This is a genomic window from Kluyvera ascorbata ATCC 33433 (genome assembly GCF_000735365.1).
GTDB classification, from domain to species: Bacteria; Pseudomonadota; Gammaproteobacteria; order Enterobacterales; family Enterobacteriaceae; genus Kluyvera; species Kluyvera ascorbata.
This window is the reverse complement of the sequence record NZ_JMPL01000041.1, coordinates 1-23,255: the sequence shown is the minus strand read 5'-3', so window position 1 is coordinate 23,255 and position 23,255 is coordinate 1. Positions and strand designations below refer to the sequence as shown.

At 54.4% G+C, this 23,255-nt stretch carries 23 protein-coding genes and 1 pseudogene; 18 read left to right on the top strand and 6 right to left on the bottom strand.

Annotation, left to right across the window (positions count from 1 at the left end; all coding sequences use genetic code 11):
- Nucleotides 1-57 precede the first annotated feature (57 nt).
- Complete coding sequence (gene eamB, locus GKAS_RS11800) at nucleotides 58-645, top strand: cysteine/O-acetylserine transporter (RefSeq protein WP_035894463.1); 588 nt, start codon at nucleotides 58-60, stop codon at nucleotides 643-645.
- 5 nt (nucleotides 646-650) lie between these two features.
- Here eamB and GKAS_RS11795 read toward each other — a convergent pair whose 3' ends face one another.
- Both GKAS_RS11795 and fadE read right to left on the bottom strand, forming a co-directional pair.
- Nucleotides 651-1,421 carry an amidohydrolase gene (locus GKAS_RS11795; RefSeq protein WP_035894461.1) on the bottom strand — a complete coding sequence of 257 codons (771 nt, stop codon included), beginning with the start codon at nucleotides 1,419-1,421 and terminating at the stop codon, nucleotides 651-653.
- A 129-nt stretch (nucleotides 1,422-1,550) separates the two neighbouring features.
- Entirely contained in the window at nucleotides 1,551-3,995 is a 2,445-nt protein-coding gene (fadE, locus tag GKAS_RS11790) for an acyl-CoA dehydrogenase FadE (RefSeq protein WP_035894460.1), read from the bottom strand.
- A 238-nt stretch (nucleotides 3,996-4,233) separates the two neighbouring features.
- Here fadE and lpcA point away from each other — a divergent pair, with 238 nt between their 5' ends.
- A complete protein-coding gene (gene lpcA, locus GKAS_RS11785) occupies nucleotides 4,234-4,815 on the top strand; it encodes a D-sedoheptulose 7-phosphate isomerase (RefSeq protein ID WP_035894459.1) in 582 nt (193 codons plus the stop codon).
- A gap of 41 nt (nucleotides 4,816-4,856) precedes the next feature.
- The gene (locus GKAS_RS11780) at nucleotides 4,857-5,624 is read left to right on the top strand and encodes a class II glutamine amidotransferase (protein ID WP_035894457.1); all 768 of its coding nucleotides are present in this window, start codon (nucleotides 4,857-4,859) and stop codon (nucleotides 5,622-5,624) included.
- Here GKAS_RS11780 and dpaA read toward each other — a convergent pair.
- On the bottom strand, nucleotides 5,595-6,335 hold the full coding sequence (gene dpaA, locus GKAS_RS11775; protein WP_035894455.1) for a peptidoglycan meso-diaminopimelic acid protein amidase: 741 nt from the start codon (nucleotides 6,333-6,335) through the stop codon (nucleotides 5,595-5,597). The genes GKAS_RS11780 and dpaA overlap by 30 nt on opposite strands.
- 559 nt (nucleotides 6,336-6,894) lie before the next feature.
- Here dpaA and GKAS_RS11770 point away from each other — a divergent pair.
- From GKAS_RS11770 to GKAS_RS11735, 8 genes are all read left to right on the top strand, one after another.
- A complete protein-coding gene (locus GKAS_RS11770) occupies nucleotides 6,895-8,238 on the top strand; it encodes a Na(+)-translocating NADH-quinone reductase subunit A (RefSeq protein ID WP_035894454.1) in 1,344 nt (447 codons plus the stop codon).
- Nucleotides 8,239-8,241: 3 nt separating this feature from the next.
- Nucleotides 8,242-9,480 (top strand): NADH:ubiquinone reductase (Na(+)-transporting) subunit B, encoded by a 1,239-nt coding sequence (locus tag GKAS_RS11765; protein ID WP_035894478.1) that lies wholly within the window; start codon nucleotides 8,242-8,244, stop codon nucleotides 9,478-9,480.
- Entirely contained in the window at nucleotides 9,473-10,267 is a 795-nt protein-coding gene (locus tag GKAS_RS11760) for a Na(+)-translocating NADH-quinone reductase subunit C (protein ID WP_035894453.1), read from the top strand. Before GKAS_RS11765 ends, GKAS_RS11760 begins: the two co-directional genes overlap by 8 nt.
- Nucleotides 10,260-10,898 carry an NADH:ubiquinone reductase (Na(+)-transporting) subunit D gene (locus GKAS_RS11755; protein ID WP_035894452.1) on the top strand — a complete coding sequence of 213 codons (639 nt, stop codon included), beginning with the start codon at nucleotides 10,260-10,262 and terminating at the stop codon, nucleotides 10,896-10,898. Before GKAS_RS11760 ends, GKAS_RS11755 begins: the two co-directional genes overlap by 8 nt.
- A gap of 6 nt (nucleotides 10,899-10,904) precedes the next feature.
- Nucleotides 10,905-11,501, top strand: a complete 597-nt coding sequence (nqrE, locus tag GKAS_RS11750) for an NADH:ubiquinone reductase (Na(+)-transporting) subunit E (RefSeq protein ID WP_035894451.1) — start codon at nucleotides 10,905-10,907, stop codon at nucleotides 11,499-11,501.
- Nucleotides 11,502-11,513: 12 nt separating this feature from the next.
- Complete coding sequence (gene nqrF, locus GKAS_RS11745) at nucleotides 11,514-12,737, top strand: NADH:ubiquinone reductase (Na(+)-transporting) subunit F (RefSeq protein ID WP_035894450.1); 1,224 nt, start codon at nucleotides 11,514-11,516, stop codon at nucleotides 12,735-12,737.
- Nucleotides 12,738-12,739: 2 nt separating this feature from the next.
- Nucleotides 12,740-12,955 carry a (Na+)-NQR maturation NqrM gene (gene nqrM / locus GKAS_RS11740; RefSeq protein WP_035894477.1) on the top strand — a complete coding sequence of 72 codons (216 nt, stop codon included), beginning with the start codon at nucleotides 12,740-12,742 and terminating at the stop codon, nucleotides 12,953-12,955.
- Between the two features lie 148 nt (nucleotides 12,956-13,103).
- Entirely contained in the window at nucleotides 13,104-13,865 is a 762-nt protein-coding gene (locus GKAS_RS11735; RefSeq protein WP_035894448.1) for a C40 family peptidase, read from the top strand.
- Here the strand turns inward: GKAS_RS11735 and GKAS_RS24840 are convergent.
- Both GKAS_RS24840 and GKAS_RS11725 read right to left on the bottom strand, forming a co-directional pair.
- On the bottom strand, nucleotides 13,862-14,173 hold the full coding sequence (locus GKAS_RS24840) for a hypothetical protein (protein WP_147281561.1): 312 nt from the start codon (nucleotides 14,171-14,173) through the stop codon (nucleotides 13,862-13,864). The two genes, GKAS_RS11735 and GKAS_RS24840, sit on opposite strands and share 4 nt — an antisense overlap.
- 111 nt (nucleotides 14,174-14,284) lie before the next feature.
- Nucleotides 14,285-16,003: pseudogene (locus GKAS_RS11725) on the bottom strand (flagellar biosynthesis protein FlhA); the annotation flags it as partial.
- Here GKAS_RS11725 and lafU point away from each other — a divergent pair.
- The 4 genes from lafU to GKAS_RS11705 all read left to right on the top strand — a co-directional run bounded on the left by lafU (nucleotide 15,978) and on the right by GKAS_RS11705 (nucleotide 19,093).
- Nucleotides 15,978-16,820 carry a putative lateral flagellar export/assembly protein LafU gene (lafU, locus tag GKAS_RS11720; RefSeq protein WP_051910757.1) on the top strand — a complete coding sequence of 281 codons (843 nt, stop codon included), beginning with the start codon at nucleotides 15,978-15,980 and terminating at the stop codon, nucleotides 16,818-16,820. The pseudogene GKAS_RS11725 and the gene lafU sit on opposite strands and share 26 nt — an antisense overlap.
- A gap of 59 nt (nucleotides 16,821-16,879) precedes the next feature.
- Nucleotides 16,880-17,524, top strand: a complete 645-nt coding sequence (locus GKAS_RS11715) for a hypothetical protein (protein WP_035894445.1) — start codon at nucleotides 16,880-16,882, stop codon at nucleotides 17,522-17,524.
- Nucleotides 17,525-17,591: 67 nt separating this feature from the next.
- Nucleotides 17,592-18,647: a DNA polymerase IV gene (dinB, locus tag GKAS_RS11710; RefSeq protein WP_035894444.1), complete on the top strand. Its 1,056-nt coding sequence runs from the start codon at nucleotides 17,592-17,594 to the stop codon at nucleotides 18,645-18,647.
- Between the two features lie 2 nt (nucleotides 18,648-18,649).
- Nucleotides 18,650-19,093: a GNAT family N-acetyltransferase gene (locus GKAS_RS11705; protein WP_035894443.1), complete on the top strand. Its 444-nt coding sequence runs from the start codon at nucleotides 18,650-18,652 to the stop codon at nucleotides 19,091-19,093.
- 90 nt (nucleotides 19,094-19,183) lie between these two features.
- On the opposite strand, the gene pepD is transcribed toward GKAS_RS11705, so the two are convergent.
- Complete coding sequence (gene pepD / locus GKAS_RS11700; RefSeq protein ID WP_035894442.1) at nucleotides 19,184-20,641, bottom strand: cytosol nonspecific dipeptidase; 1,458 nt, start codon at nucleotides 20,639-20,641, stop codon at nucleotides 19,184-19,186.
- Between the two features lie 257 nt (nucleotides 20,642-20,898).
- Between pepD and gpt the strand changes: the two genes are divergently transcribed.
- From gpt to crl, 3 genes are all read left to right on the top strand, one after another.
- The gene (gene gpt, locus GKAS_RS11695; protein ID WP_035894440.1) at nucleotides 20,899-21,357 is read left to right on the top strand and encodes a xanthine phosphoribosyltransferase; all 459 of its coding nucleotides are present in this window, start codon (nucleotides 20,899-20,901) and stop codon (nucleotides 21,355-21,357) included.
- Between the two features lie 105 nt (nucleotides 21,358-21,462).
- Nucleotides 21,463-22,707, top strand: a complete 1,245-nt coding sequence (gene frsA / locus GKAS_RS11690) for an esterase FrsA (RefSeq protein WP_035894439.1) — start codon at nucleotides 21,463-21,465, stop codon at nucleotides 22,705-22,707.
- Between the two features lie 57 nt (nucleotides 22,708-22,764).
- Nucleotides 22,765-23,166, top strand: coding sequence for a sigma factor-binding protein Crl (crl, locus tag GKAS_RS11685; RefSeq protein ID WP_035894438.1), 402 nt, complete (start codon nucleotides 22,765-22,767; stop codon nucleotides 23,164-23,166).
- The last annotated feature ends 89 nt before the right edge of the window (nucleotides 23,167-23,255 follow it).

The window sequence follows — 23,255 nt, the reverse complement described above, 5'->3', positions numbered from 1 at the left end:
TCATTTTTTTAAATAATTGTCTTCGGGTACTGTCAGGCAAAACCAAGGAGATAACAAGTGACTTCAACCCTGATAAGTGCTTTTTTTACCTATACCCTGATCACCGCGCTAACTCCCGGCCCGAATAATATTCTGGCGCTTAATGCTGTCACCACCCATGGTTTTCGCCAGAGCTCACGGGTGCTGGCTGGAATGGGAGCGGGCTTTTTAGCCATTATGCTACTGTGCGCGGGGTTAACTTTTTCGTTGGTGAGACTAGACCCAACGATGTCGCACTGGCTGAGTATTGTGGGGGCAGCGTATATCGTCTGGCTTGCCTGGCGTATCGCCATGAGCACACCTGGTGGTGGTAATGCCAGGCAGGTGCCGGTCAGCTTCTGGGCTGGCTGTGGGCTACAGTTTGTGAACGTGAAAATTATCCTGTATGGCATCACGGCGCTGTCGACTTTTGTACTGCCCTATACGCGAGACTGGCACTGGGTGGTTGGGGTGAGCCTTTTGCTGGCGGTGATTGGGGTATTTGGCAATGTTTGCTGGGCGCTGGCGGGGCATCTTTTTCAGCGGGTATTTCAACGCTATGGCCGCCAGCTAAATTGGTTGCTGGCGGCATTGCTGATTTATTGTGCGGTGCGGATGTTTATCTAAACCTTTCAACCAAGCGCAAAGGGATCGGCATCCTGCCAGGCGGGGAATTTCTCGCGATATTCTTGTAGTGCTGCAAGCGAAAGCTCACCGTCGATACGCGTTGCCTGATGCGGCTCGGCGGTGGCCAGAATTTCACCTTGCGGGGTAATAATCCTGCTATCGCCTCGATAGTGATGGCCGTTGCCATCGGTACCGACGCGATTGCATCCTGCAACATAGGCCTGATTCTCGATTGCCCGCGCGGTCAGTAACGCCTGCCAATGTACGGAGCGTGGCGCAGGCCAGTTCGCCACGTAAAGCGCCAGATCGTAATCATTTCGGTTGCGCGACCACACCGGGAAACGCAGGTCGTAACACACCAGCGGCAGGATACGCCAGCCTCGCCACGTCAACACCAGACGTTGGTTACCAGCAACGTAGTGATGATGCTCATCTGCCATTCGGAACAGGTGGCGTTTATCATAGCGGTGGACGTGACCTTCCGGTTCAACGAGCAGAAAACGGTTCACCGCGCCGAGACCGGTTTGTAGCGCGGCGCTCCCGCACACCAGTGCATTGGCGCGCGCGGCTTGCTCGCGCATCCAGGCCACAACCTCATCTTCTGACATCGATTGTTCCGCCGCTTCCATCGCAAAGCCTGTGGTAAACATTTCCGGCAGGACGATTACGTCACGCCCGGTAATCCCTTCCATCTGCCGGGAAAAGTGGCGCAGATTTGCGGGGCCGTCCATCCACACGAGGGGTTGTTGTAAAAGGGTAATCTTCAAGCCAGACATGGTGATACTCCTCTGTTGCAGGACGTAAACCTAACTGTAACACCTTATCAGGCTGCAGCTTTGCTGAGGACAGTTTGCATAAAAAAAAGCGGAGCCAGGCTCCGCTTTGAGGATAACGAATCGAAAACGTTACGCGGCTTCAACCTTGCGCACGTTGTCCGGCAGCTTTACCGGCTTGGTCGCCAGCTCGTCCGGTGCAAAGTCGTCAACGTTGATACTGCGCAGTCGGCTGACTTCTGCTTTGGTCAGAATGGCCGCTTCTTCCTGGTTAATCAAGCCCTTAGCCAGCGCATTACGTGCCAGTTCATCCAGTCGGGTAAACGGCAGGTTCTTGCCAATTTCTTTGCAGATACGCTGGTGGATAGGGTCGGCTGCCATGACGTCAACCAGCGCTTCTTCCAGCAGGCCAACCGGGTTGTGCTCGCTCGGGGTCAGGTACTGACCGCGGCCGATACGGGAACGGGTGGCGCTCGGCGTCTGCAGAATTTTCGCTACGCTGTGGTCGAGCTTATCGGATGGCGCATCGTAATGACGACCGGTCGGGAAGATAACCACGCGCATTGCCCCTGCGACAAAGCGGTTCGGGAAGTTCTTCAGCAGGTCGTCAATGGCCTGCTCAGCCTGATGCAGAGCATCCTGAACGCCCCAGTGTACCAGCGGTAAATCCGCTTCGTTACGCCCTTCATCGTCATAGCGCTTCAGGACGGAAGAGGCGAGGTACAGCTGGCTCAACACATCACCCAGACGGGCGGAGATACGCTCACGACGCTTCAGGCTACCACCCAGCACCGCCATGGAAACGTCAGACAGCAACGCCAGGTTGGCACTCAGACGGTTCAGGTGCTGATAGTAACGTTTGGTCGCATCGCGGGTTGGCGTTGGGCTAGTTAAGCCACGGGTAATCCCCAACCAGAAGCTACGTACTTTGTTGCTACCGACGTGGCCGATGTGTTTAAACAGCAGCTTATCGAACGCATCGGCATCTTTATTCTGCGCCGCGGCCATCTCTTCCAGTACGTATGGATGGCAACGAATAGCGCCCTGGCCGAAGATCATCATGCTACGAGTCAGAATGTTCGCGCCTTCAACGGTAATGGCGATTGGCGCACCCTGGTAAGCACGTGCCAGGAAGTTACCTTCACCGAGCATAATGCCTTTCCCTCCGGCGATATCCATGGCGTCAACGATGGACTGCTGGCCGCGATGGGTGCAGTGGTACTTCACGATGGCCGACAGTACCGCCGGTTTTTCACCGAGCATAATGCCGTAGGTAATTAACGTTGCCGCAGCGTCCATCACGTAGGCGTTGCCTGCAATACGCGCCAATGGCTCTTCAATCCCTTCCATTTTACCAATGGATACTTTGAACTGACGGCGAATATGCGCGTAGGCACCGGTCGCCAGCGCAACGGATTTCACGCCACCGGTTGAGTTGGACGGCAGGGTAATACCGCGGCCAACAGACAGACATTCAACCAGCATACGCCAGCCCTGACCGGCCATTTTCGGCCCGCCGATGATGTAGTCGATCGGTACGAAGATATCCTGACCGCGCGTTGGACCGTTCTGGAACGGCACGTTCAGCGGGAAGTGACGACGACCAATTTCAACGCCTGGGGTGTTGGTTGGGATCAGCGCACAGGTGATGCCTAAATCTTCCGCACCGCCCAGCAGTTTTTCCGGGTCAGAAAGCTTGAACGCCAGGCCCAGTACGGTCGCAATTGGCGCGAGGGTGATATAACGCTTGTTCCAGGTTAAACGCATGCCCAGAACCTGCTCGCCCTGCCACTCGCCCATACAGACGACGCCGGTATCCGGAATTGCACCAGCATCAGAGCCTGCTTCTGGGCTGGTCAGCGCGAAGCATGGGATCTCCTGACCGCGCGCCAGGCGTGGCAGGTAATGATCTTTTTGCTCTTCAGTACCGTAATGCTGCAGCAGTTCGCCCGGTCCTAAGGAGTTAGGTACGCCGACGGTAATAGCCAGAATGCCGGAAACGCCGGAGAGCTTTTGCAGCACGCGAGCCTGGGCATAAGCGGAGAATTCCAGACCACCGTACTCTTTCTTAATGATCATTGCGAAGAAACGGTGTTCTTTCAGGTAGGCCCACAGCTCCGGCGGCAGGTCAGCCATCTCGTGGGTGATAGCAAAGTCGTTAGCCATACGGCACGCTTCTTCAACCGGGCCATCAATAAACGCCTGCTCTTCGGCGGTCAGCTGTGGACGCGGGTAGTTATGCAGCTTTTTCCAGTCCGGGTTGCCGCGGAACAGGTCGCCTTCCCACCAGGTGGTGCCAGCATCAATCGCTTCTTTCTCAGTGCGCGACATCGGCGGCATCACTTTGCTGAACATGCGGAACACCGGTGTGGAGATCAGCGCTTTACGCATCGGCGTAAAGTTGAACGGCACCAGAATGATGGCCAGCGGCACCAGCAGCCACAGGTTCCACAGGCCAATCGCGCCGAGAGCGGCAGTCCACGCCAGCAGAATTACGCTGCCGAGCGTCAAACTAATGCGGTGGTAGAAGAGTGCGCCGAGTACGGCAATGGTTAAAACAATACTCAAAATCATCATAGAGAAATGCCCCTGTCTTGTAGGAGGTCTGACCACTTGTGATGATATGGTTGTAGTTGAACCGTTTTTATTTAGCAATGTGTTTACAAAATAATTACAACCTCGCTCACATTGTTGCTTCTTTTTAGCGCACTAAAAATCCAAACATCTGGTGAATACATTCGTGCTTGCTTCTCTGGGCTGGCGCTATCCGGTACACTAGCGATGACAATTTTATTAATGCTGAAGGATTATCCTCATGTACCAGGATCTTATTCGTAACGAACTGAATGAAGCCGCCGATACGCTGGCAAATTTCCTCAAGGATGAAGCCAACATCCATGCGATTCAGCGCGCAGCAGTCCTGCTGGCAGACAGCTTTAAAGCCGGCGGTAAAGTGCTCTCCTGCGGTAACGGTGGTTCTCATTGTGATGCAATGCACTTCGCGGAAGAGCTGACAGGTCGTTATCGTGAAAACCGCCCGGGCTACCCGGCGATTGCGATTTCCGACGTCAGTCATCTCTCCTGCGTGAGTAATGATTTCGGTTATGAATATGTGTTCTCTCGTTACGTTGAATCCGTGGGTCGTGCGGGTGACGTGCTGCTGGGTATCTCTACCTCAGGTAACTCCGCTAACGTGATCAAAGCGATTGAAGCGGCGCGTGCGCAAGGGATGAAAGTGATTACGCTGACCGGTAAAGACGGTGGCAAAATGGCCGGTTCCGCGGACATCGAAATTCGCGTACCGCATTTTGGCTACGCTGACCGCGTTCAGGAAATTCACATTAAAGTGATTCATATCCTGATTATGCTTATCGAAAAAGAGATGGTTAAAGCTTAAGTTTCACGGGGCTCCGGCCCCGATTGCTGTGGGGGTGTGATATGTGCGAACTGCTCGGGATGAGCGCCAATGTGCCAACCGATATCTGCTTCAGTTTTACCGGGCTGGTCCAGCGCGGCGGAGGCACCGGGCCGCATAAAGACGGCTGGGGAATTACCTTCTATGAAGGCAAAGGCTGTCGCACGTTCAAAGACCCCCAACCCAGCTACCAATCTCCTATCGCGAAACTGGTGCAGGACTATCCCATCAAGTCCTGCTCCGTCATTGCGCATATTCGCCAGGCGAATCGCGGAATGGTGGCGCTGGAAAATACCCACCCGTTTACCCGAGAGCTCTGGGGGCGCAACTGGACCTACGCCCATAACGGGCAGCTTACCGGCTATAAATCGCTGGAAACGGGACAGTTCCGCCCGGTCGGGGAAACCGACAGCGAAAAAGCCTTTTGCTGGTTGTTGTACAAGCTCACCGAGCGCTATCCGCGTACGCCTGGCAATATGCAGGCGGTCTTTAAGTACATCGCCTCGCTGGCGGACGAACTGCGCGAAAAGGGCGTGTTTAACATGCTGCTGTCAGATGGCCGTTACGTCATGGCATTCTGCTCAACCAACCTGTACTGGATAACGCGTCGTGCGCCTTTTGGCGTGGCAAAACTTCTGGATAGGGATGTGGAAATTGATTTTCAGCAGGAGACCACCGCCAACGATGTGGTTACCGTGATAGCAACTCAACCGCTGACGGGGAATGAAACCTGGCACAAGATTATGCCAGGCGAATGGCGATTATTTTGCCTCGGGGAGCGTATAGTTTGAGGCCAGCTGCGGCTGAACCACTTCGTGGCTCAGCGGCTTGCTGACCACATAACGCCCATCAACAACCGATACCATCGGCGGCTTATGCGTCTGCTGGAAGTAGTCGTAGCCCGGCTTCAACTGCTGCCAGAAATCGTTGTAGTAGGAATATTTGTGACGCTTCATGTTGGCATCGGTCATGCGGAATGGATAGATGCTGACTTCAACGCTCGACTGGCCGAAGACTAACGCCGCGGTCACGAACTGGAAGATCTCATCAATACCGGAGTCGGTCATGGCATAGCAGCCAATTGACACGCAGGCACCGTGAATCATCAGATATTTCCCTTCATAACCGTGAGAACGGTCATAGGCGTTCGGGAAACCAATATTAATCGCTTTATAGAAGCGGCTATCCGGCTTCAACTGGCTGCGCTGCACCGAGTAAAACCCTTCCGGACTTTTGAAGTCGCCCTGACGCTGCTTCGGCCCCAGGCCACCTGAGTAGTTGCAGATCTTATAGCTATCGAGGAGTTGGTAGGTTTCACCCATCTTGACGAAGAGATCGAGTGTGCGCTCTTCTTTGAAGATTTGGATGTAAACCGGTGAGCCCATCATTTGCTGCTTATATTCTTTGCTGACAGGCGTCGTTGGCGTATTGCTGCTTAATAACCCAGCAAACGAAACGCACGGCATCAAAAGCATCGCAATAACAAATGCGATTTTGCGCATACTACTTGTTCCTTGATAAAAGATAACAACATGCCAGGAAGGCAATAGAGAGAAAAAAGCAGACAAATCTGTTTTTTGTGCGCTCACCTTAGCACCACCGCATTTTTTCGCAAGAGGGATGGTAAGCGTTTACCATTTCATAATGCATTCCCGCCTGAACCCGGTGCGTTGTGCTGTTTCTCTGCCTGACAGCATTGGCTACAAAGAGTGTAGGATAAGCCGATGATTCACTAGCTATCTTTGTCTGAAACTCGCTCACTTTGCGTATCGGCTCGCAATTTAGCGGCTTCAAAAGCAGAACTGCTGCATCGAAGAAAGAGAAAATGGTAAACTTTCGTTACTGAATCATTCGGGGGAAAATTGAGTAAATGGATGCTCATTCGAATGATGAATGTATTGGCTCTCAAAACAGCGTAAGAAAGGATGCTTCAATCTCTCATATGCCCAATCACGGATGGTCATTGGGTTTCAGGATTTACTCCTTTCTTTTGTTTCGTTAACCAAAACGCTGGCTTCAGTTTCGAACTGATGCCGTCGTTAACGGATACCTGCGAACTGTATGATTAAAATAACCAAAGGCCTCGATCTGCCTATAGCTGGCCTGCCTGACGGGCAACGCATTGATGATGTGACGGTCACGCGTGTCGCGGTGAAAGGTGAAGAATATATCGGGCTGCGCCCATCGATGGCGGTCAAAGAGGGCGACAAAGTCGCCAAAGGTCAGCTGCTTTTCGAAGATAAAAAGATACCCGGCGTGCGTTTTACCGCGCCGGCCAGCGGCATTGTCAGCGCCATCCACCGCGGTGAGCGTCGGGTGCTGCAATCTGTTGTTATCGATATTGAAGGCGATGATGCCGTGGCCTTTAACGCCTACGCGCCCGATGAGCTGGCAACGCTCCCGCGTGAAACGGTTACCGAACAGCTCATTGAATCCGGTTTGTGGACTGCGATGCGCACGCGCCCATTCAGCAAAACGCCTGCGCCAGGTACCGAACCTGCGGCTATTTTCGTCACTGCGATGGACACCAACCCGCTGGCTGCCGACCCGCAGCCAATTATACTCGCCCAGCGCGACGCTTTTAACGCCGGTCTGACCGTACTGACGCGCCTGACCGACGGCAGAGTGCACGTCTGCCAGGGCAGCGGCGGGAAACTGGGTGGGCATCCGCAGGGACAGGTGACCTTTAACCAGTTCGCCGGCCCGCATCCTGCTGGGTTAGCGGGGACTCACATTCATTTCCTGGAGCCGGTGAGCCTGAACAAACAGGTGTGGCACCTGAACTATCAGGATGTTATCGCCTACGGCAAGCTGTTCCTTGATGGTGTGCTCTGGACTGAACGCATTATTGCGCTCGGCGGCCCGCAGGTGAAACAGCCGCGCTTACTGCGCACTCGTCTTGGCGCAGACCTCGACGCGCTGCTGGTGGGCGAACTCCACGATGGCGAAAACCGCGTTATCTCTGGTTCTGTCCTGAACGGCACACAGGCCGTCGGGCCGCATGCCTTCCTCGGGCGCTTCCACCTGCAGGTGAGCGTGCTGAAAGAAGGCCGTGACAAAGAGCTGCTGGGGTGGGTCGCGCCGGGGCGGGATAAGTTTTCCATCACCCGCACCACGCTTGGCCACTTCCTCAAGAAAAAGCTGTTCAACCTCTCCACCGATACTCACGGTGGCGAACGTGCGATGGTCCCAATCGGCAGCTACGAGCGGGTGATGCCGCTGGATATCCTGCCAACCGTCCTGCTTCGCGATCTGCTGGCTGGCGATACCGATAGCGCCCAGGCGCTTGGCTGCCTGGAGCTTGATGAAGAGGATCTGGCGCTGTGCACCTATGTTTGCCCGGGGAAATACGAATACGGGCCAGTGCTACGCCACGTATTAACGCAAATTGAGCAGGAAGGCTAAGTGATGGGCTTAAAACAGCTAATAGAAAAAGTTGAGCCGCACTTCACGCAGGGCGGCAAACTTGAAAAGTACTACCCGCTGTATGAAGCAGCGGCAACGCTGCTCTACACGCCGGGTCACGTCACGAAGGGCGCGGCGCACGTTCGTGATGCTATCGACCTGAAACGTATGATGATCCTCGTCTGGTTCGCCGTTTTCCCGGCGATGTTCTGGGGGATGTACAACGTCGGCCTGCAGACCATTCCGGCGCTGCACAAGCTCTACGGCGCTGAACAGCTCCAGCAGGTGATCGCCGGAAACTGGCACTACAGCGTAGCGCAGGCGCTGGGCGTGAGTTTCGCGCTAGATGCTGGCTGGTTCAGCATGATGATGCTCGGCGCGGTGTTCTTTGTGCCAATCTATGCGGTGGTCTTCCTGGTAGGTGGTTTCTGGGAGGTGCTGTTTTCTATCGTGCGCAAGCATGAGATCAACGAAGGCTTCTTCGTCACTTCGATTCTGTTTGCGCTGATTGTCCCGCCAACCCTGCCGCTGTGGCAAGCCGCTCTGGGGATCTCCTTTGGCGTGGTGATTGCCAAAGAAATCTTTGGCGGTACCGGGCGCAACTTCCTTAACCCGGCGTTAGCGGGGCGTGCCTTCTTGTTCTTTGCCTATCCGGCGCAAATCTCCGGCGATTTAGTCTGGACGGCGGCCGACGGCTTCTCCGGTGCCACGCCACTCTCCCAGTGGGCGAGCCACGGCGGTGAGTCGCTGGTTAACGTTGTAACTGGCCAGCCGGTGAGCTGGATGGATGCCTTTATCGGGAATATCCCGGGCTCCATTGGGGAAGTCTCGACGCTGATGATCCTGCTTGGCGGGGCGCTGATTATCTTTGGCCGTGTCGCCTCCTGGCGCATCGTTGCCGGCGTGATGCTCGGCATGATGGCCTGCGCCACGTTGTTTAACCTGATTGGTTCCGATACCAACCCGATGTTCGCCATGCCGTGGTACTGGCATCTGGTATTGGGCGGTTTTGCTTTCGGCATGATGTTTATGGCAACCGACCCGGTTTCCGCCTCGTTTACTGACAAAGGAAAGTGGTGCTACGGGGCGCTGATCGGCGTGATGTGCGTGTTAATCCGCGTGGTTAACCCAGCCTATCCGGAAGGGATGATGCTGGCGATTCTGTTCGCCAACCTCTTTGCGCCGCTATTTGATTACCTCGTGGTGCAGGCCAACATAAAGCGGAGGAAGTCGCGTGGCTGAAAACAAAAGTAACGATAGCATCGGCAAGACGCTGCTGGTGGTGCTGGTGCTTTGCCTGGTCTGCTCTATCGTCGTGGCGGGCTCCGCCGTTGGGCTGAAACCGCGCCAACAGGAGCAGCGCGCGCTGGATAAACAGCGCAATATTCTGGCGGTGGCGGGATTGATGCACGACAAAATGTCGGCAGACGATGTGGCCGAGGTATTTGCATCCCGCGTGGTGCCTCGCCTGGTCGATTTAAAAAGTGGCACAGTCATCGACAAAGACCCGACGAAGTTTAACCAAAGCCAGGCGCTGAAAGACCCGGCACAAAGCATTGAATTGACCTCCAGCGAAGACCCGGCAGGCATTCGCCGTCGCAGTAACGTCGTGGAAATTTATCTTATTAAAGATGAACAGCAGAAGGTGCAGGAGATGGTTCTGCCGGTGTACGGCAACGGACTGTGGTCGATGATGTATGCCTTCGTGGCGCTGGATACTGACGGCCGTACCATCCGGGGCATTACCTACTACGACCAGGGAGAAACTCCGGGCCTCGGCGGTGAAATTGAAAACCCGAACTGGCGCGCGCAGTTTGTAGGGAAACGCGTAGTGGATGATAACGGTAAACCGGCGTTGCGCGTCATGAAAGGCGCGGCGCCGCAGGGCGATCTCTACGCTGTTGACGGTCTCTCCGGGGCAACGCTCACTTCTAACGGGGTGCAGCACAGCTTTGAGTTCTGGATGGGCGAACTGGGCTTTGGCCCATTCCTGAAGCAGGTGCGTGAAGGAGGGCTAAATCATGGCTGAGCAGGGTGATATGAAAGAGATGAAGCGCGTGCTGGTTGGCCCGCTTATCGCCAATAACCCGATTGCGTTACAGGTGCTTGGCGTCTGTTCAGCGCTGGCCGTCACCACCAAGCTGGAAACGGCCTTCGTGATGACCATTGCGGTGACGCTGGTGACGGCATTCTCGAGCATGTTTATCTCGATGATTCGCCACCACATTCCGAACAGCGTGCGCATTATCGTGCAGATGGCGATCATTGCCTCATTGGTTATTGTCGTCGATCAGCTGCTGCGCGCATTCGCTTACGAAACCTCTAAACAGCTCTCGGTATTCGTTGGGCTTATTATCACCAACTGTATCGTGATGGGGCGCGCGGAAGCCTACGCCATGAAGTCTCCCCCGCTGGCGAGCTTTATGGACGGCATCGGCAACGGGCTGGGCTACGGCGCTATCCTGTTGATTGTTGGCTTCCTGCGGGAGCTCATCGGCAGCGGCAAGCTGTTTGGCATCACGGTGCTGGAAACGGTGCAGAACGGCGGCTGGTACCAGCCTAACGGTCTGTTCCTGCTCGCGCCGAGCGCGTTTTTCATTATCGGTTTGCTGATCTGGGCGCTTCGTAGCTGGAAGCCTGAACAGCAGGAAAAGGAGTAACCGATTATGGCTCATTACATTAGCCTGTTTGTTCGCGCGGTGTTTGTTGAGAACATGGCGCTGGCCTTCTTCCTGGGGATGTGTACCTTCCTCGCTGTGTCGAAGAAAGTCTTCACCGCGTTCGGTCTGGGGGTGGCGGTAACGGTTGTGCTCGGCCTTGCCGTGCCAATTAACAATCTGGTCTACAACCTGGTGCTACGCGACGGCGCACTGGTTGACGGCGTGGATCTTAGCTTCCTGAACTTCATCACCTTTATTGGGGTGATTGCGGCGCTGGTACAGATCCTCGAGATGATCCTTGATAAATACTTCCCGTCACTCTACACCGCATTAGGCATCTTCCTTCCGCTGATTGCGGTGAACTGTGCCATCTTCGGCGGCGTATCGTTCATGGTGCAGCGTGATTACAACTTTGGTGAATCCATCGTCTACGGTTTTGGTTCCGGCATTGGTTGGATGCTGGCCATTGTCGCTATGGCAGGCATTCGCGAAAAAATGAAGTACTCAAACGTGCCCGCGGGACTGCGCGGCTTAGGGATCACCTTTATCACCACCGGACTGATGGCGCTTGGTTTTATGTCGTTTTCCGGCGTGCAGCTATAAGGGTCGTTAATTATGGAAATATTACTTGGCGTAGTTATGTTTACGCTGATTGTGCTGGTGCTGTCGGTGCTGATCTTGTTTGCCAAATCGAAGCTGGTGAACGCCGGTGATGTGGTGATTGAAATCAACAACGAAGCCGACAAGCAAATCAAAACGCCAGCCGGTGACAAGCTGCTGAATACGCTCTCCAGCAACGGTATTTTTATCTCGTCCGCCTGCGGTGGCGGCGGTTCCTGCGGGCAGTGCCGGGTGAAGGTGAAAGAGGGCTGCGGGGATATTCTGCCGACCGAGCTTTCGCATATTACGAAGCGGGAAGCCAAAGAAGGCTGCCGTCTGGCCTGTCAGGTGGCCGTGCGCCAGGATATGAAAATCGAGCTGCCAGATGAAGTATTTGGCGTGAAGAAGTGGGAATGCGAAGTTATCTCTAACGATAACAAAGCGACGTTTATTAAAGAGTTGAAGCTCGCTATTCCTGCTGGCGAAAGCGTGCCATTCCGTGCCGGGGGCTACATTCAGATTGAGTGCCCACCGCATAAAGTGGCCTACGCCGACTTTGACGTGCCGGATGAATACCGCGGCGACTGGGATAAATTCAATCTCTTCCGCTATGTCTCCGACGTTAAAGAGCCGACCCTGCGCGCCTACTCGATGGCAAACTACCCGGATGAAAAGGGCATCATCATGCTCAACGTGCGTATCGCGACACCGCCGCCGTCCGCGCCTGACGTTCCGCCAGGGATTATGTCCTCCTACATCTGGTCGCTGAAAGCGGGCGATAAGGTGACGATCTCCGGGCCCTTTGGCGAATTCTTTGCCAAAGAGACCGACGCCGAAATGGTGTTTATCGGCGGTGGTGCGGGTATGGCGCCCATGCGTTCGCATATTTTTGACCAGCTTAAGCGCCTGCATAGCAACCGCAAAATCAGCTTCTGGTACGGCGCGCGTTCCCTGCGCGAAATGTTCTACCAGGACGAATTTGAAAAGCTGGCGCAGGAAAACCCAAACTTTACCTTCCATATTGCGCTCTCTGACGCACTGCCGGAAGATAACTGGACGGGCTATACTGGCTTTATTCACAACGTCCTTTACGAAAACTACCTGCGCGACCACCCGGCACCGGAAGATTGCGAATTCTACATGTGTGGGCCACCAATGATGAATGCGGCGGTTATCAAAATGCTCAAAGAGCTGGGCGTTGAGGATGAGAACATCATGCTCGATGACTTTGGAGGCTGATGATGTTAACGGTCTTTCTGGCGACCTTCTGCATTTTCTTGCTGGTTATCTTCGGCATGTCGCTTGGCTATATGGTCAAGCGAAAAAGCCTACAGGGAAGCTGCGGGGGGATTTCATCGCTGGGGTTGGAAAAGGTATGTGATTGCCCCGAGCCCTGTGATGCGCGTAAAAAACGCATGGCTCGGGAAGCGCAATGCCAGCAGAACCGTATCCTGTAAATCGACGAATAACCCGGTATGATATCCATCTGCCGGGTTATTTAACGTCATGAAATATAATTATTAATTGATTAATAATCGAGAATTAATCCTGGCGTAAACCCTGCCAACGTAGACTGTTTCGACGTTTCACGGTTGAAAGGTTTTCATGGCTTCCCCTTCTACATCGATCCGCTTTCTGTCCACCGCATTGCTGGCCTGTATGGCTCTGAGTCCGTTTGCTTTTGCGCATACCCACAAGCCTGCCCCTCATGCTTTGCTAAGCTATGGCGCTTCGCTGCGTCGACAGAACCGGGAAAAGCTGTGGGGGGCATATCATGCGAAGCTGCAAAAGCAGGCCAGCTATATTGTGGTGGGAGACGCAGAGAGCAAGAAAGCCCTGCGCCAACAGAACCGCCTGTTGATTAAGCAGCATCCGGAGTGGTTTCCAGGCCCGCTTAAAGCCAGCGATCGTCACTGGAAGGCGCTGGCTGAAAATGCGCATTTCCTCAACAGCGACCACCTGCATAATATGACCGAAGTTGCGATTCACCGTCTTGAGCAGCAGTTGGGGAAACCATATGTCTGGGGCGGCGTAAATCCCGACCAGGGATTTGATTGCAGTGGTTTGATATTTTACGCCTACAATAAGATCCTTGCGGCAAAATTACCGCGGACGGCAAATGAAATGTATCACTACCGTCGTGCGACGATCGTAGCAAATAACGATCTGCGTCGTGGCGATCTGCTCTTCTTCCATATTCATAGTAAAGAGCTTGCGGATCATATGGGGGTCTATCTGGGCAACGGCGACTTTATTGAGTCTCCGCGTACCGGAGAAACGATCCGTGTAAGTCATTTAGCAGATATGTTCTGGCAGGATCACTATCTTGGCGCTCGACGGATCCTGACAGAGAACACGGTGCTTTAATTCATAAATAGCAGCAGCATAGTGATGAAAAGAAACATCAGCGCGGCTGACAGAAAGAGGTCAAAGGCGCTAATCAGCGGCACGGGTGGGGTATCAAAGGTGTCTGGGATAGCGTGATATCGTTGATTGTCTGCAGATTTCTCCACTGATTTACCGCAAGATGCGTGTTTACTCATCTCCTGCTCATGGTGTTCCCGCCGCTCTTCCTGACGATGCACAAACTCCATAAATGTTGGAGAATATTGGCGCCGCGGATGATGCCCAGAGCGGTAAGCAAAATTCCTTTTTACTTTTTCATCTCTCATCACGTGATATTCCTGGCAATAAAAAATTTCCGGAGAAACACACCTTCCCTGGTATGTTCAGAACTATAAAGCGGCAAATTTGGACGAAACTTAATTGCCGCGTTCTCTATTTATTTAGCTTAATGCCCCCATGATTTTTAATTCCAGCTCATCAGGAACTTCATTATAGGAAAGCACATGTAGCCCCGGAGAAAAAAGGCGGGCATAGCGTGCCAGTAGCGGACGTAATTGCGGGGCGACCAGCAGTACGGGCTCTTTACCGGCCGCCTTCATCTGCTCTTTCACCTGCGGCATATTGGTCTGGAACTGGTTGAGCATGTTCGGATCAACCGGCACGCTGTCGAGCATCACTTTTCCGCTCTGCTGGGCCTGATTCACAACGTTAGACAGCAGGTTTTCCAGCTCGTTATTCAGGGTGTATACCGTTAGCTCCTGCTTGCGCACCAGCGGGTGGGTGATGCTGCGACGTAGCGCCAGACGAACATCGGCAACCAGCAGAATCGGGTCCTTAGTTGTTGCGCTGCTGGCGACCAGCACCGTGGCGATAGTGACGATATCCCGTAGTGAAACGCCTTCAATCAGCAGCGCCCGATACACCTTTAACAGATGGCTGTAGTTCAGCGCGGCGCTGAGGTCTTCCGCCAGCCGTGGGGCCATAGAAGAGAGACGATTATGCAGTTGAGTGATGTCGTCGTAGTTAAAAAGATCGGGAATATGGTTTCGAATGACCTTGTTCACATGGGTGGCGATAACGCTGGCGCTATCGATCACCTGATACCCCATATTCAGCGCCTTTGCTTTTTGCGCTGGCTGGATCCAGGTGACCGGCATCCCGTAGGCCGGGTCGTTCCCCAGCACGCCGTCGATTTCGCCATAGGTCTCGCTTGATGGTAGCGCCATCAGCTTATCCGCAGGGATATCGGCTTCATCCGCTTTAATCCCGTTGATGTAAATGGCGTACTGGCTGGCTTTGAGGCGGAAGTTTTCGCGAATACGAATCTCCGGCAGTAACACGCCGTTAGTGTCTGAAATGACCTGCCGCACCCCGCGAATACGCTGGGTGAGCGGGTTGCCCTTCGACTTATCTACCAGAGAAACCAGTTTATACCCCAGGCTAAGGCTGATGGGTTCAATCAGCGGAATGGTTTCCCAACTGACCACCTGCTCGGCATTTTCAGTAATGGTTTTGGTCAGCGTTTCGAGGCTTTTTTCCTCGTGTTCAGCGGCTTTTGGGCGCTTGCTCATACGCCAGGCGGTAAAGCCCAGCAGCGCGCTGAAGGCGAGGAACGGGAAATGCGGCATCCCGGGGACAATAGCCAGTACGAACATAATGCCGGTGGCGGTATAGAGAATCGACGGCGTCGCCAGCAGTTGGGTTCTCACGTCGGTGGCGATATCGCCGTTATCGCTGACGCGGGTCACGATGATTGCCGCAGCGGTGGAGAGCAGCAGGGAAGGGATCTGAGCGACCAGACCGTCACCGATAGTCATCAGCACATACTGCTGGAAGGCCGCATCAGCGCTGAGGTTGTATTTGAAAATCCCGATGCACACGCCGCCGATAAGGTTGATGGCGAGGATCATCATCCCGGCGATGGCATCGCCGCGCACGAATTTTGACGCCCCGTCCATCGCTCCGTAGAAGTCTGCCTCGCCCGCGACATCTTTGCGTCGCGTTTGGGCTTGAGCCTGATTGATAAGCCCGGCGTTAAGGTCGGCATCGATAGCCATCTGTTTGCCTGGCATCGCATCGAGGGTGAAGCGGGCGGAGACTTCGGAAATTCGCTCAGCCCCTTTGGTCACCACGATGAAGTTGATTGTTAACAGCGTCAGCAAATCTGACCGTGAGAATATCGTGGCGGCGCTGCATGGCCAGTCTATTTTCAACGGCGGCGGTATGGCGCCGCTCAATAAGGTAGGTAAACAGCCAATCGCACCAGGGGCGGCCAGTAAGAACGCCAGGCGTAAAATGCAGGCGACCACCCCGGAAGAGCTGGCGAAAATCACCGAAGAGAACGCCAAAAAAGCCAGGGACGTGGACGAGAAAACGGCGATGTTGAAGAAAAAATCGGCCCGTGAATTGGGTGAGCTGGCAACCGATATCAACGCCATTGCGCGCAACGCGCACATGGAAAGCAACCTTGAAATGGAGATCGTTCCCCAAGGGTTGCGGGTGCTGATTAAAGACGATCAGAACCGCAATATGTTCGAGCGCGGCAGCGCGAGGATCATGCCGTTCTTTAAATCGCTGCTGGTGGAGCTGGCTCCGGTCTTTGACTCGCTGGATAACAAAATCATCATCACCGGCCACACCGATGCGATGGCCTACAAAAGCGACATCTACAACAACTGGAACCTTTCTGGCGACCGTGCGCTCTCGGCACGACGCGTGCTGGAGCAGGCCGGGATGCCGAATGACAAAGTCATGCAGGTAAGCGCGATGGCTGACCAGATGCTGCTGGACAGTAAAAACCCAGAAAGCGCGGGCAACCGTCGCATTGAAATTATGGTGCTGACGCAGAGCGCGTCAGACACGCTGTATCAGTACTTTGGTCAACAGGGCGAGAAGATTGTTCAGCCGCTGGTGAGTCAACTGGATAAACAGCAGAAGGTGACGTCGCTTCGACGAGGGGCGGTGACGAATCCATAATTTTTACTCCCCCGCTGATGCGGGGGATTTTTTAGCCGAAACATTTTCAGGAGGAAAACGTGATTGATGCGGCACGTATCATCCCGCTGGATATTCACACCGACGACGTTGCACAGGCCGTCTGCCAGGGGGCACATTACGATGCGGATTCGAACGTATGGTATGTGGAAGAGCACGAGCTGACGGAAGCGCTCGGTGGTTATGCTTATGATATGGATAGCTTTAACATAATGGCACCTTACTATCTGGTGGTTTCAACGAAGATGACCTGCTGGAATTGCCATCTTCCTACCTCCATTATTGCGGTGATGTTTACCCGTTATTTGCGCAAAAGTCAGGATGGAATAGGGTGGGAGTCCGTGAAGCGTAATAGCTTCGTCTTCCATATTAATGAACTGCCTGAGGCGATAAAAAAGAACATCAAAGCCAGAAATTACTATCTGGATAAAAGTAAAACCACTGGGCTGCGGTACTGGATGAACCACTGTGAAACCTGCGGCGAGCGTTTGGGTGACTACGAGCTTTTCTGCATGGCGGATGATGCGTTTCGGCAGATGACGATTGAAAAGTTGCTGCATTCCCACGTCAGAAAGGTGAACAAGCTGTTTGTGAGCATGGCGGGGAGCCCGGCGGTGGATCAGGGCAAAGAGGCAGTGCGCTACCTGTGCGATGCCCGCTTTATGATGAACTCGCCGAAAATGTAGCCGCGTCGGCTTTCCTCAATGCATAAATGTACTGTATACTTAAACAGTGATTTGTGAGGGGAGCCTGATGCGAAAAATTATCCATATCGACATGGACTGCTTTTTTGCAGCGGTTGAAATGCGCGATAATCCGGCGCTGCGTGATATTCCTATCGCCATTGGCGGAAGCCGCGTGCAGCGCGGGGTGATTAGCACCGCAAACTATCCGGCGCGGAAGTTTGGCGTGCGTAGCGCCATGCCGACGGGAATGGCGCTGAAGCTCTGCCCACATCTCACCTTGCTGCCGGGGCGCTTTGAGGCCTACCGTGAAGCCTCCAACCATATCCGCGAGATTTTTTCCCGCTATACCTCGCTTATTGAACCGCTTTCGTTGGATGAAGCCTATCTGGACGTCAGCGATAGTCCACACTGCCACGGCTCAGCGACGCTGATGGCACAGGAAATTCGGCAAACTATCTTTAACGAGCTTTCTCTGACCGCCTCGGCGGGGGTAGCCCCGGTGAAGTTTCTCGCCAAAATCGCTTCTGACCTCAATAAGCCGGATGGCCAGTTTGTGCTGACGCCTGATGAGGTGCCCGCCTTTCTCAAAACGCTACCGCTTGGCAAAATTCCCGGTGTGGGAAAGGTGTCTGCGGCAAAGCTTGAAAGTATGGGGCTGCGCACCTGCGAAGATGTACAGAAAAGCGATCTCGCCATGCTGCTTAAACGCTTTGGCAAGTTTGGGCGGATCCTCTGGGAGCGCAGCCAGGGGATCGACGAGCGGGAGATCCATAACGATCGCCAGCGTAAGTCGGTTGGCGTGGAGCGTACGCTGGAAGAAGATATTCACGACTGGGCTGACTGCGAGGCGATCGTTGAGCGTCTCTATCCCGAGCTGGAACGGCGGCTGGCGAAGGTCCGGCCCGACCTACGCATTGCCAGGCAGGGAATAAAACTCAAATTTAATGATTTCCAGCAAACTACCCAGGAGCACGTCTGGCCGAAGCTGACCAAAGACGATCTGCTCGCGACGGCCTACAAAGCCTGGCACGAGCGCCGCGCCGGGCGCGGAGTGCGTCTGGTGGGCCTGCACGTGACGCTGCTGGACCCCCAGCTGGAACGACAGCTGCTATTAGGGATTTAATCATGATCATTCGGGAATACCGTGACGGGGACTTCTTCACGCTGTGCCAGATTTTCCAGCGTGCGGTGCGGGAAACCGCCAGTCAGCACTACTCGCCCGCGCAGGTAAACGCCTGGGCGCAGGTGGATGGCACACGCTGGCGACAAAAAATGGCTGACTCTCTGGTTCTGGTTGCAACGGTTGATGAAACGCCTGTCGGTTTTGTCACCGCCGTTGAGCGCTATATCGACCTGCTGTTTGTCGACCCATCGTATGCGCGACAGGGCGTCGCCAGCGCGCTGCTGAAAGCGCTGTTCGCCAGAGTACCGACGGGAACGTTAACGGTAGATGCGAGCATTACGGCCAAAGTGTGTTTTGAACGGCTGGGGTTCGTGGTGGTGGCAGAACAAGAGGTTGAAGCGCGTGGAGAGACGTTTGTGAACTATCGGATGGAAAAAATCAGGTAGGGTGGTGATATTCCCGGCGTCATTCCGCTTGGCCGGGCTACGTCAAATGTAGCCCGGCCAAGCGAAGCGCCGCCGGGAACGGCTCAGAACTTACTTCGCCGGAATCGCTTTCAGCAGTTCCGTCAGCAGCTGCCAGTACTGGCCAACGCTTTCGATATGAACCTGCTCATCCGGAGAGTGTGGCCCGGTGATGGTTGGCCCAATGGAAACCATATCCATGTCTGGATACGGTTTTTTGAACAGACCACATTCCAGACCCGCGTGGATAATCTGAATGTTCGGCACCTTGTTGAACAGGCGCTGATAGGTTTCACGCACCAGCTTCATTACCGGAGAGTTTGCATCTGGCTGCCAGCCTGGGTAGCCGCCTTTAGGCTGGGTTTTTGCACCCGCCAGCGCGCCCAGAGATTCCAGCATGCTCACCACGTAATCTTTACCGCTGTCGAGCAGAGAACGAATCAGGCAGTGAATGGTTGCGGTATCTTCAGTGAAGGAAACCACACCCACGTTCAGAGAAGTTTCAACCACGCCTTTTGCCACGTCGGAGTTACGAATCACGCCGTTCGGGGTCGCGTTCAGCAGCTGAATGAAGGCGTCGCGAGAAGCGGTGGTCAGCGCTTTACCTTCAACGGTATTCGCTTCCAGCACCAGCGTCAGGTTCTTCTCTTTTGCTGACAGTTCGTTTTGCAGAATGTGCAGGTAGGTTTCAACCAGCCCTTTCAGCGCGTCGACTTTGTCTGCCGGAACCGCGATAGCGGCGAAGGCTTCGCGTGGAATAGCGTTGCGCAGGGTACCGCCGGTAAAATCAACCAGACGCAGATCCAGTTCCGCAGCGTGAGCCACCAGGAAGCGTGCCAGCAGTTTGTTGGCGTTGCCGAGGCCGAGGTGAATATCACCGCCGGAGTGGCCGCCTTTCAGGCCTTTCAGCGTCAGCTTGAAGGTCTGGAAGCCCGCAGGAATCGCTTCGCGGGTCAGCGGCAGGTTGCTGGTGAAGTCGATACCACCGGCGCAACCCATGTAGATTTCGCCTTCTTCTTCAGAGTCGGTATTAATAAGGATGTCGCCCTGCAGCCAGTTTGGTTGCAGACCGAACGCGCCGTCCATACCGGTCTCTTCGGTCATGGTCAGCAGCACTTCCAGCGGGCCATGCTCAACGGATTCATCAGACAGCACCGCCAGCGCGGAAGCCATGCCGATACCGTTGTCTGCGCCAAGCGTTGTACCACGCGCTTTCACCCACTCACCGTCGATGTACGGTTGAATCGGGTCTTTAGCGAAGTCGTGTACGGTGTCATTGTTTTTCTGCGGCACCATATCGAGGTGAGCCTGCAGCACAACCGGTTTACGGTTTTCCATACCCGGGGTAGCGGCTTTACGAATCAGAATGTTGCCAACCTGGTCACGCTCAGCGTGAAGCCCTTTTTCTTTTGCCCAGCCAACGATGTGCGCGGCGAGCTGCTCTTCATGATGAGAAGGGTGCGGAATAGAACAGATTTTGGCAAAAATATCCCACAGCGGCTGCGGGGATAATTGAGACAGTTCAGACACGATGAGTCTCCTTACGGCGTTCTGCAAAAGTCGCTTGCAGGTAAAGGGTTAGCACATACATATACCACAAGCTCTGGCTTGCGCGATGGGGTTGAGAATACCACTTTCTGCCCTTCCCGGTAGAACAAACCACGTAAAAAGCGCGGTGGATTCCGCTTAACACTGGTTTTTAGTGCGTCAGATCTCTATAATCTCGCGCAACCCATTTCCCCCTTGAACAATTTTTAAGCCGTATAACACAGGCTGGGACACTTCACATGAGCGAAAAATACGTCGTCACCTGGGACATGTTGCAGATTCACGCACGCAAACTGGCTGCACGCCTGATGCCTTCTGAACAGTGGAAAGGCATTATCGCCGTTAGCCGTGGCGGTCTGGTGCCTGGCGCACTGCTGGCACGTGAACTGGGCATTCGTCACGTCGACACCGTATGCATCTCCAGCTATGACCATGATAACCAGCGTGAACTGAAAGTTCTGAAACGCGCTGAAGGCGATGGCGAAGGCTTTATTGTTATTGACGATCTGGTCGATACCGGCGGCACCGCGGTAGCGATTCGCGATATGTATCCGAAAGCCCACTTCGTTACCATTTTCGCTAAACCAGCAGGTCGTCCGCTGGTTGACGATTATGTTGTTGATATCCCGCAGGATACCTGGATTGAACAGCCTTGGGACATGGGCGTAGTATTCGTACCGCCTATTTCTGGCCGTTAATTCATCAATAAATGCGCTTCCAACGCCCGGTTATGCCGGGCGTTGTTTTTTTTAACGTCCCACGCGTTACAATACCCCTAAGACAGTATCTATGGAGGTTTTGTGATGCCAGAAGCTAATCTCAGCGAAACGCTATTCAAGCCGCGTTTTAAACACCCTGAAACGTCAACGCTGGTTCGCCGGTTCAATAACGGTAGCACCGATCGTATGCAGTCGGCGCTTAGCGGCAATAACGTACCCCACTGGTACCGCATGATTAACCGCCTGATGTGGATCTGGCGCGGTGTGACGCCGCAGGAGATCCTCGACGTCCAGGCGCGTATCGTGATGAGTAAAGCCGAGCGCACCGACGAAGAGCTGTATGACACCGTGGTGGGCTACCGCGGCGGTAACTGGATTTACGAGTGGTCTACACAGGCGATGCTCTGGCAGCAGAAAGCCACCCAGGAGCAAGACCAGGCTCTCAGCGGCCGCCACTGGCTGCACGCCTCCAACCTTTATAGCATTGCCGCTTACCCGCATCTGAAGGGCGATGACCTCGCCGAGCAGGCACAGGTGCTGGCCAACCGCGCCTATGAAGAAGCGGCGCAGCGGTTGCCGGGTGAAATACGTGAGCTGGAGTTCGCTATACCTGGAGGCTCGCCGGTCACCGGTTTTCTGCATATGCCAAAAGGCAACGGCCCGTTCCCGACGGTGCTGATGTGCGGCGGGCTGGATGGCCTGCAAACCGACTACTACAGCCTTTATGAGCGTTACTTTGCGCCACTCGGCATTGCAATGCTGACGCTGGATATGCCTTCCATTGGCTTCTCTTCAAAATGGAAGCTGACCCAGGATTCCAGCATACTCCATCAGCACGCGCTGCGCGCACTGCCGGATATCCCGTGGGTCGATCACACTCGCGTGGCGGCATTTGGCTTCCGCTTTGGCGCCAATATCGCCGTGCGGCTGGCTTACCTCGAAGCACAGCGCCTGAAAGCCGTCGCCTGCCTTGGCCCGGTGGTGCATGGCCTGCTGAACGATCCGCTGCATCAGGGCCGCGTGCCTGAGATGTATCTCGACGTACTGGCCTCGCGTCTCGGCATGCACGACGCCTCTGACGAAGCGCTGCGGGTTGAGCTTAATCGCTACTCGTTGAAGACGCAGGGGCTGCTTGGTCGACGCTGCCCAACGCCAATGCTGTCCGGCTTCTGGGAGAACGATCCGTTCAGCCCGGAAGAGGAGTCGCGGTTAATTGTTTCGTCATCTTCGCAGGGCAAGCTGATGCCGATTCCGTTTAACCCGGTGTATCGTAATTTCGATAAGGCACTGAAAGAAATTGCCGGGTGGATCAATAATAGATTTTGTTAATATATTGATAAATTCTATTGATTTGGTAAAACAGTTGCATCACTAAAGGAGATCGCAATGACGTTACCGAGTGGACACCCGAAGAGTAGATTGATCAAGAAATTCACTGCGCTTGGACCTTATATCCGCGAAGAACAGTGTGTCGATAACCGCTTTTTTTTCGACTGTCTGGCGGTATGCGTAAACGTAAAACCAGCGCCAGAGAAGCGTGAGTTCTGGGGCTGGTGGATGGAGATGGAAGCGGAAGAGCGCCGCTTTACCTACAGTTACCAGTTCGGTCTGTTCGATAAAGATGGCATCTGGCAGGCGGTGGCTATCAAAGATCCTGAGGTAGTTGAGCGACTGCAACAAACGCTGCGCGGATTCCACGACCGGGCAAAAGATCTGCTGGCGACGCTGGATCTGGCATTGGAACCCGCTGATGGGTTTGCCAATGAAGCGGTGAAGCGCACTGCGTAGTGAATACCTGATGGCGCTACGCTTATCTGGCCTACCGTTTTTGTAGGCCGGATAAGGCAAAGCCGCCATCCGGCAATACCAAATATAAA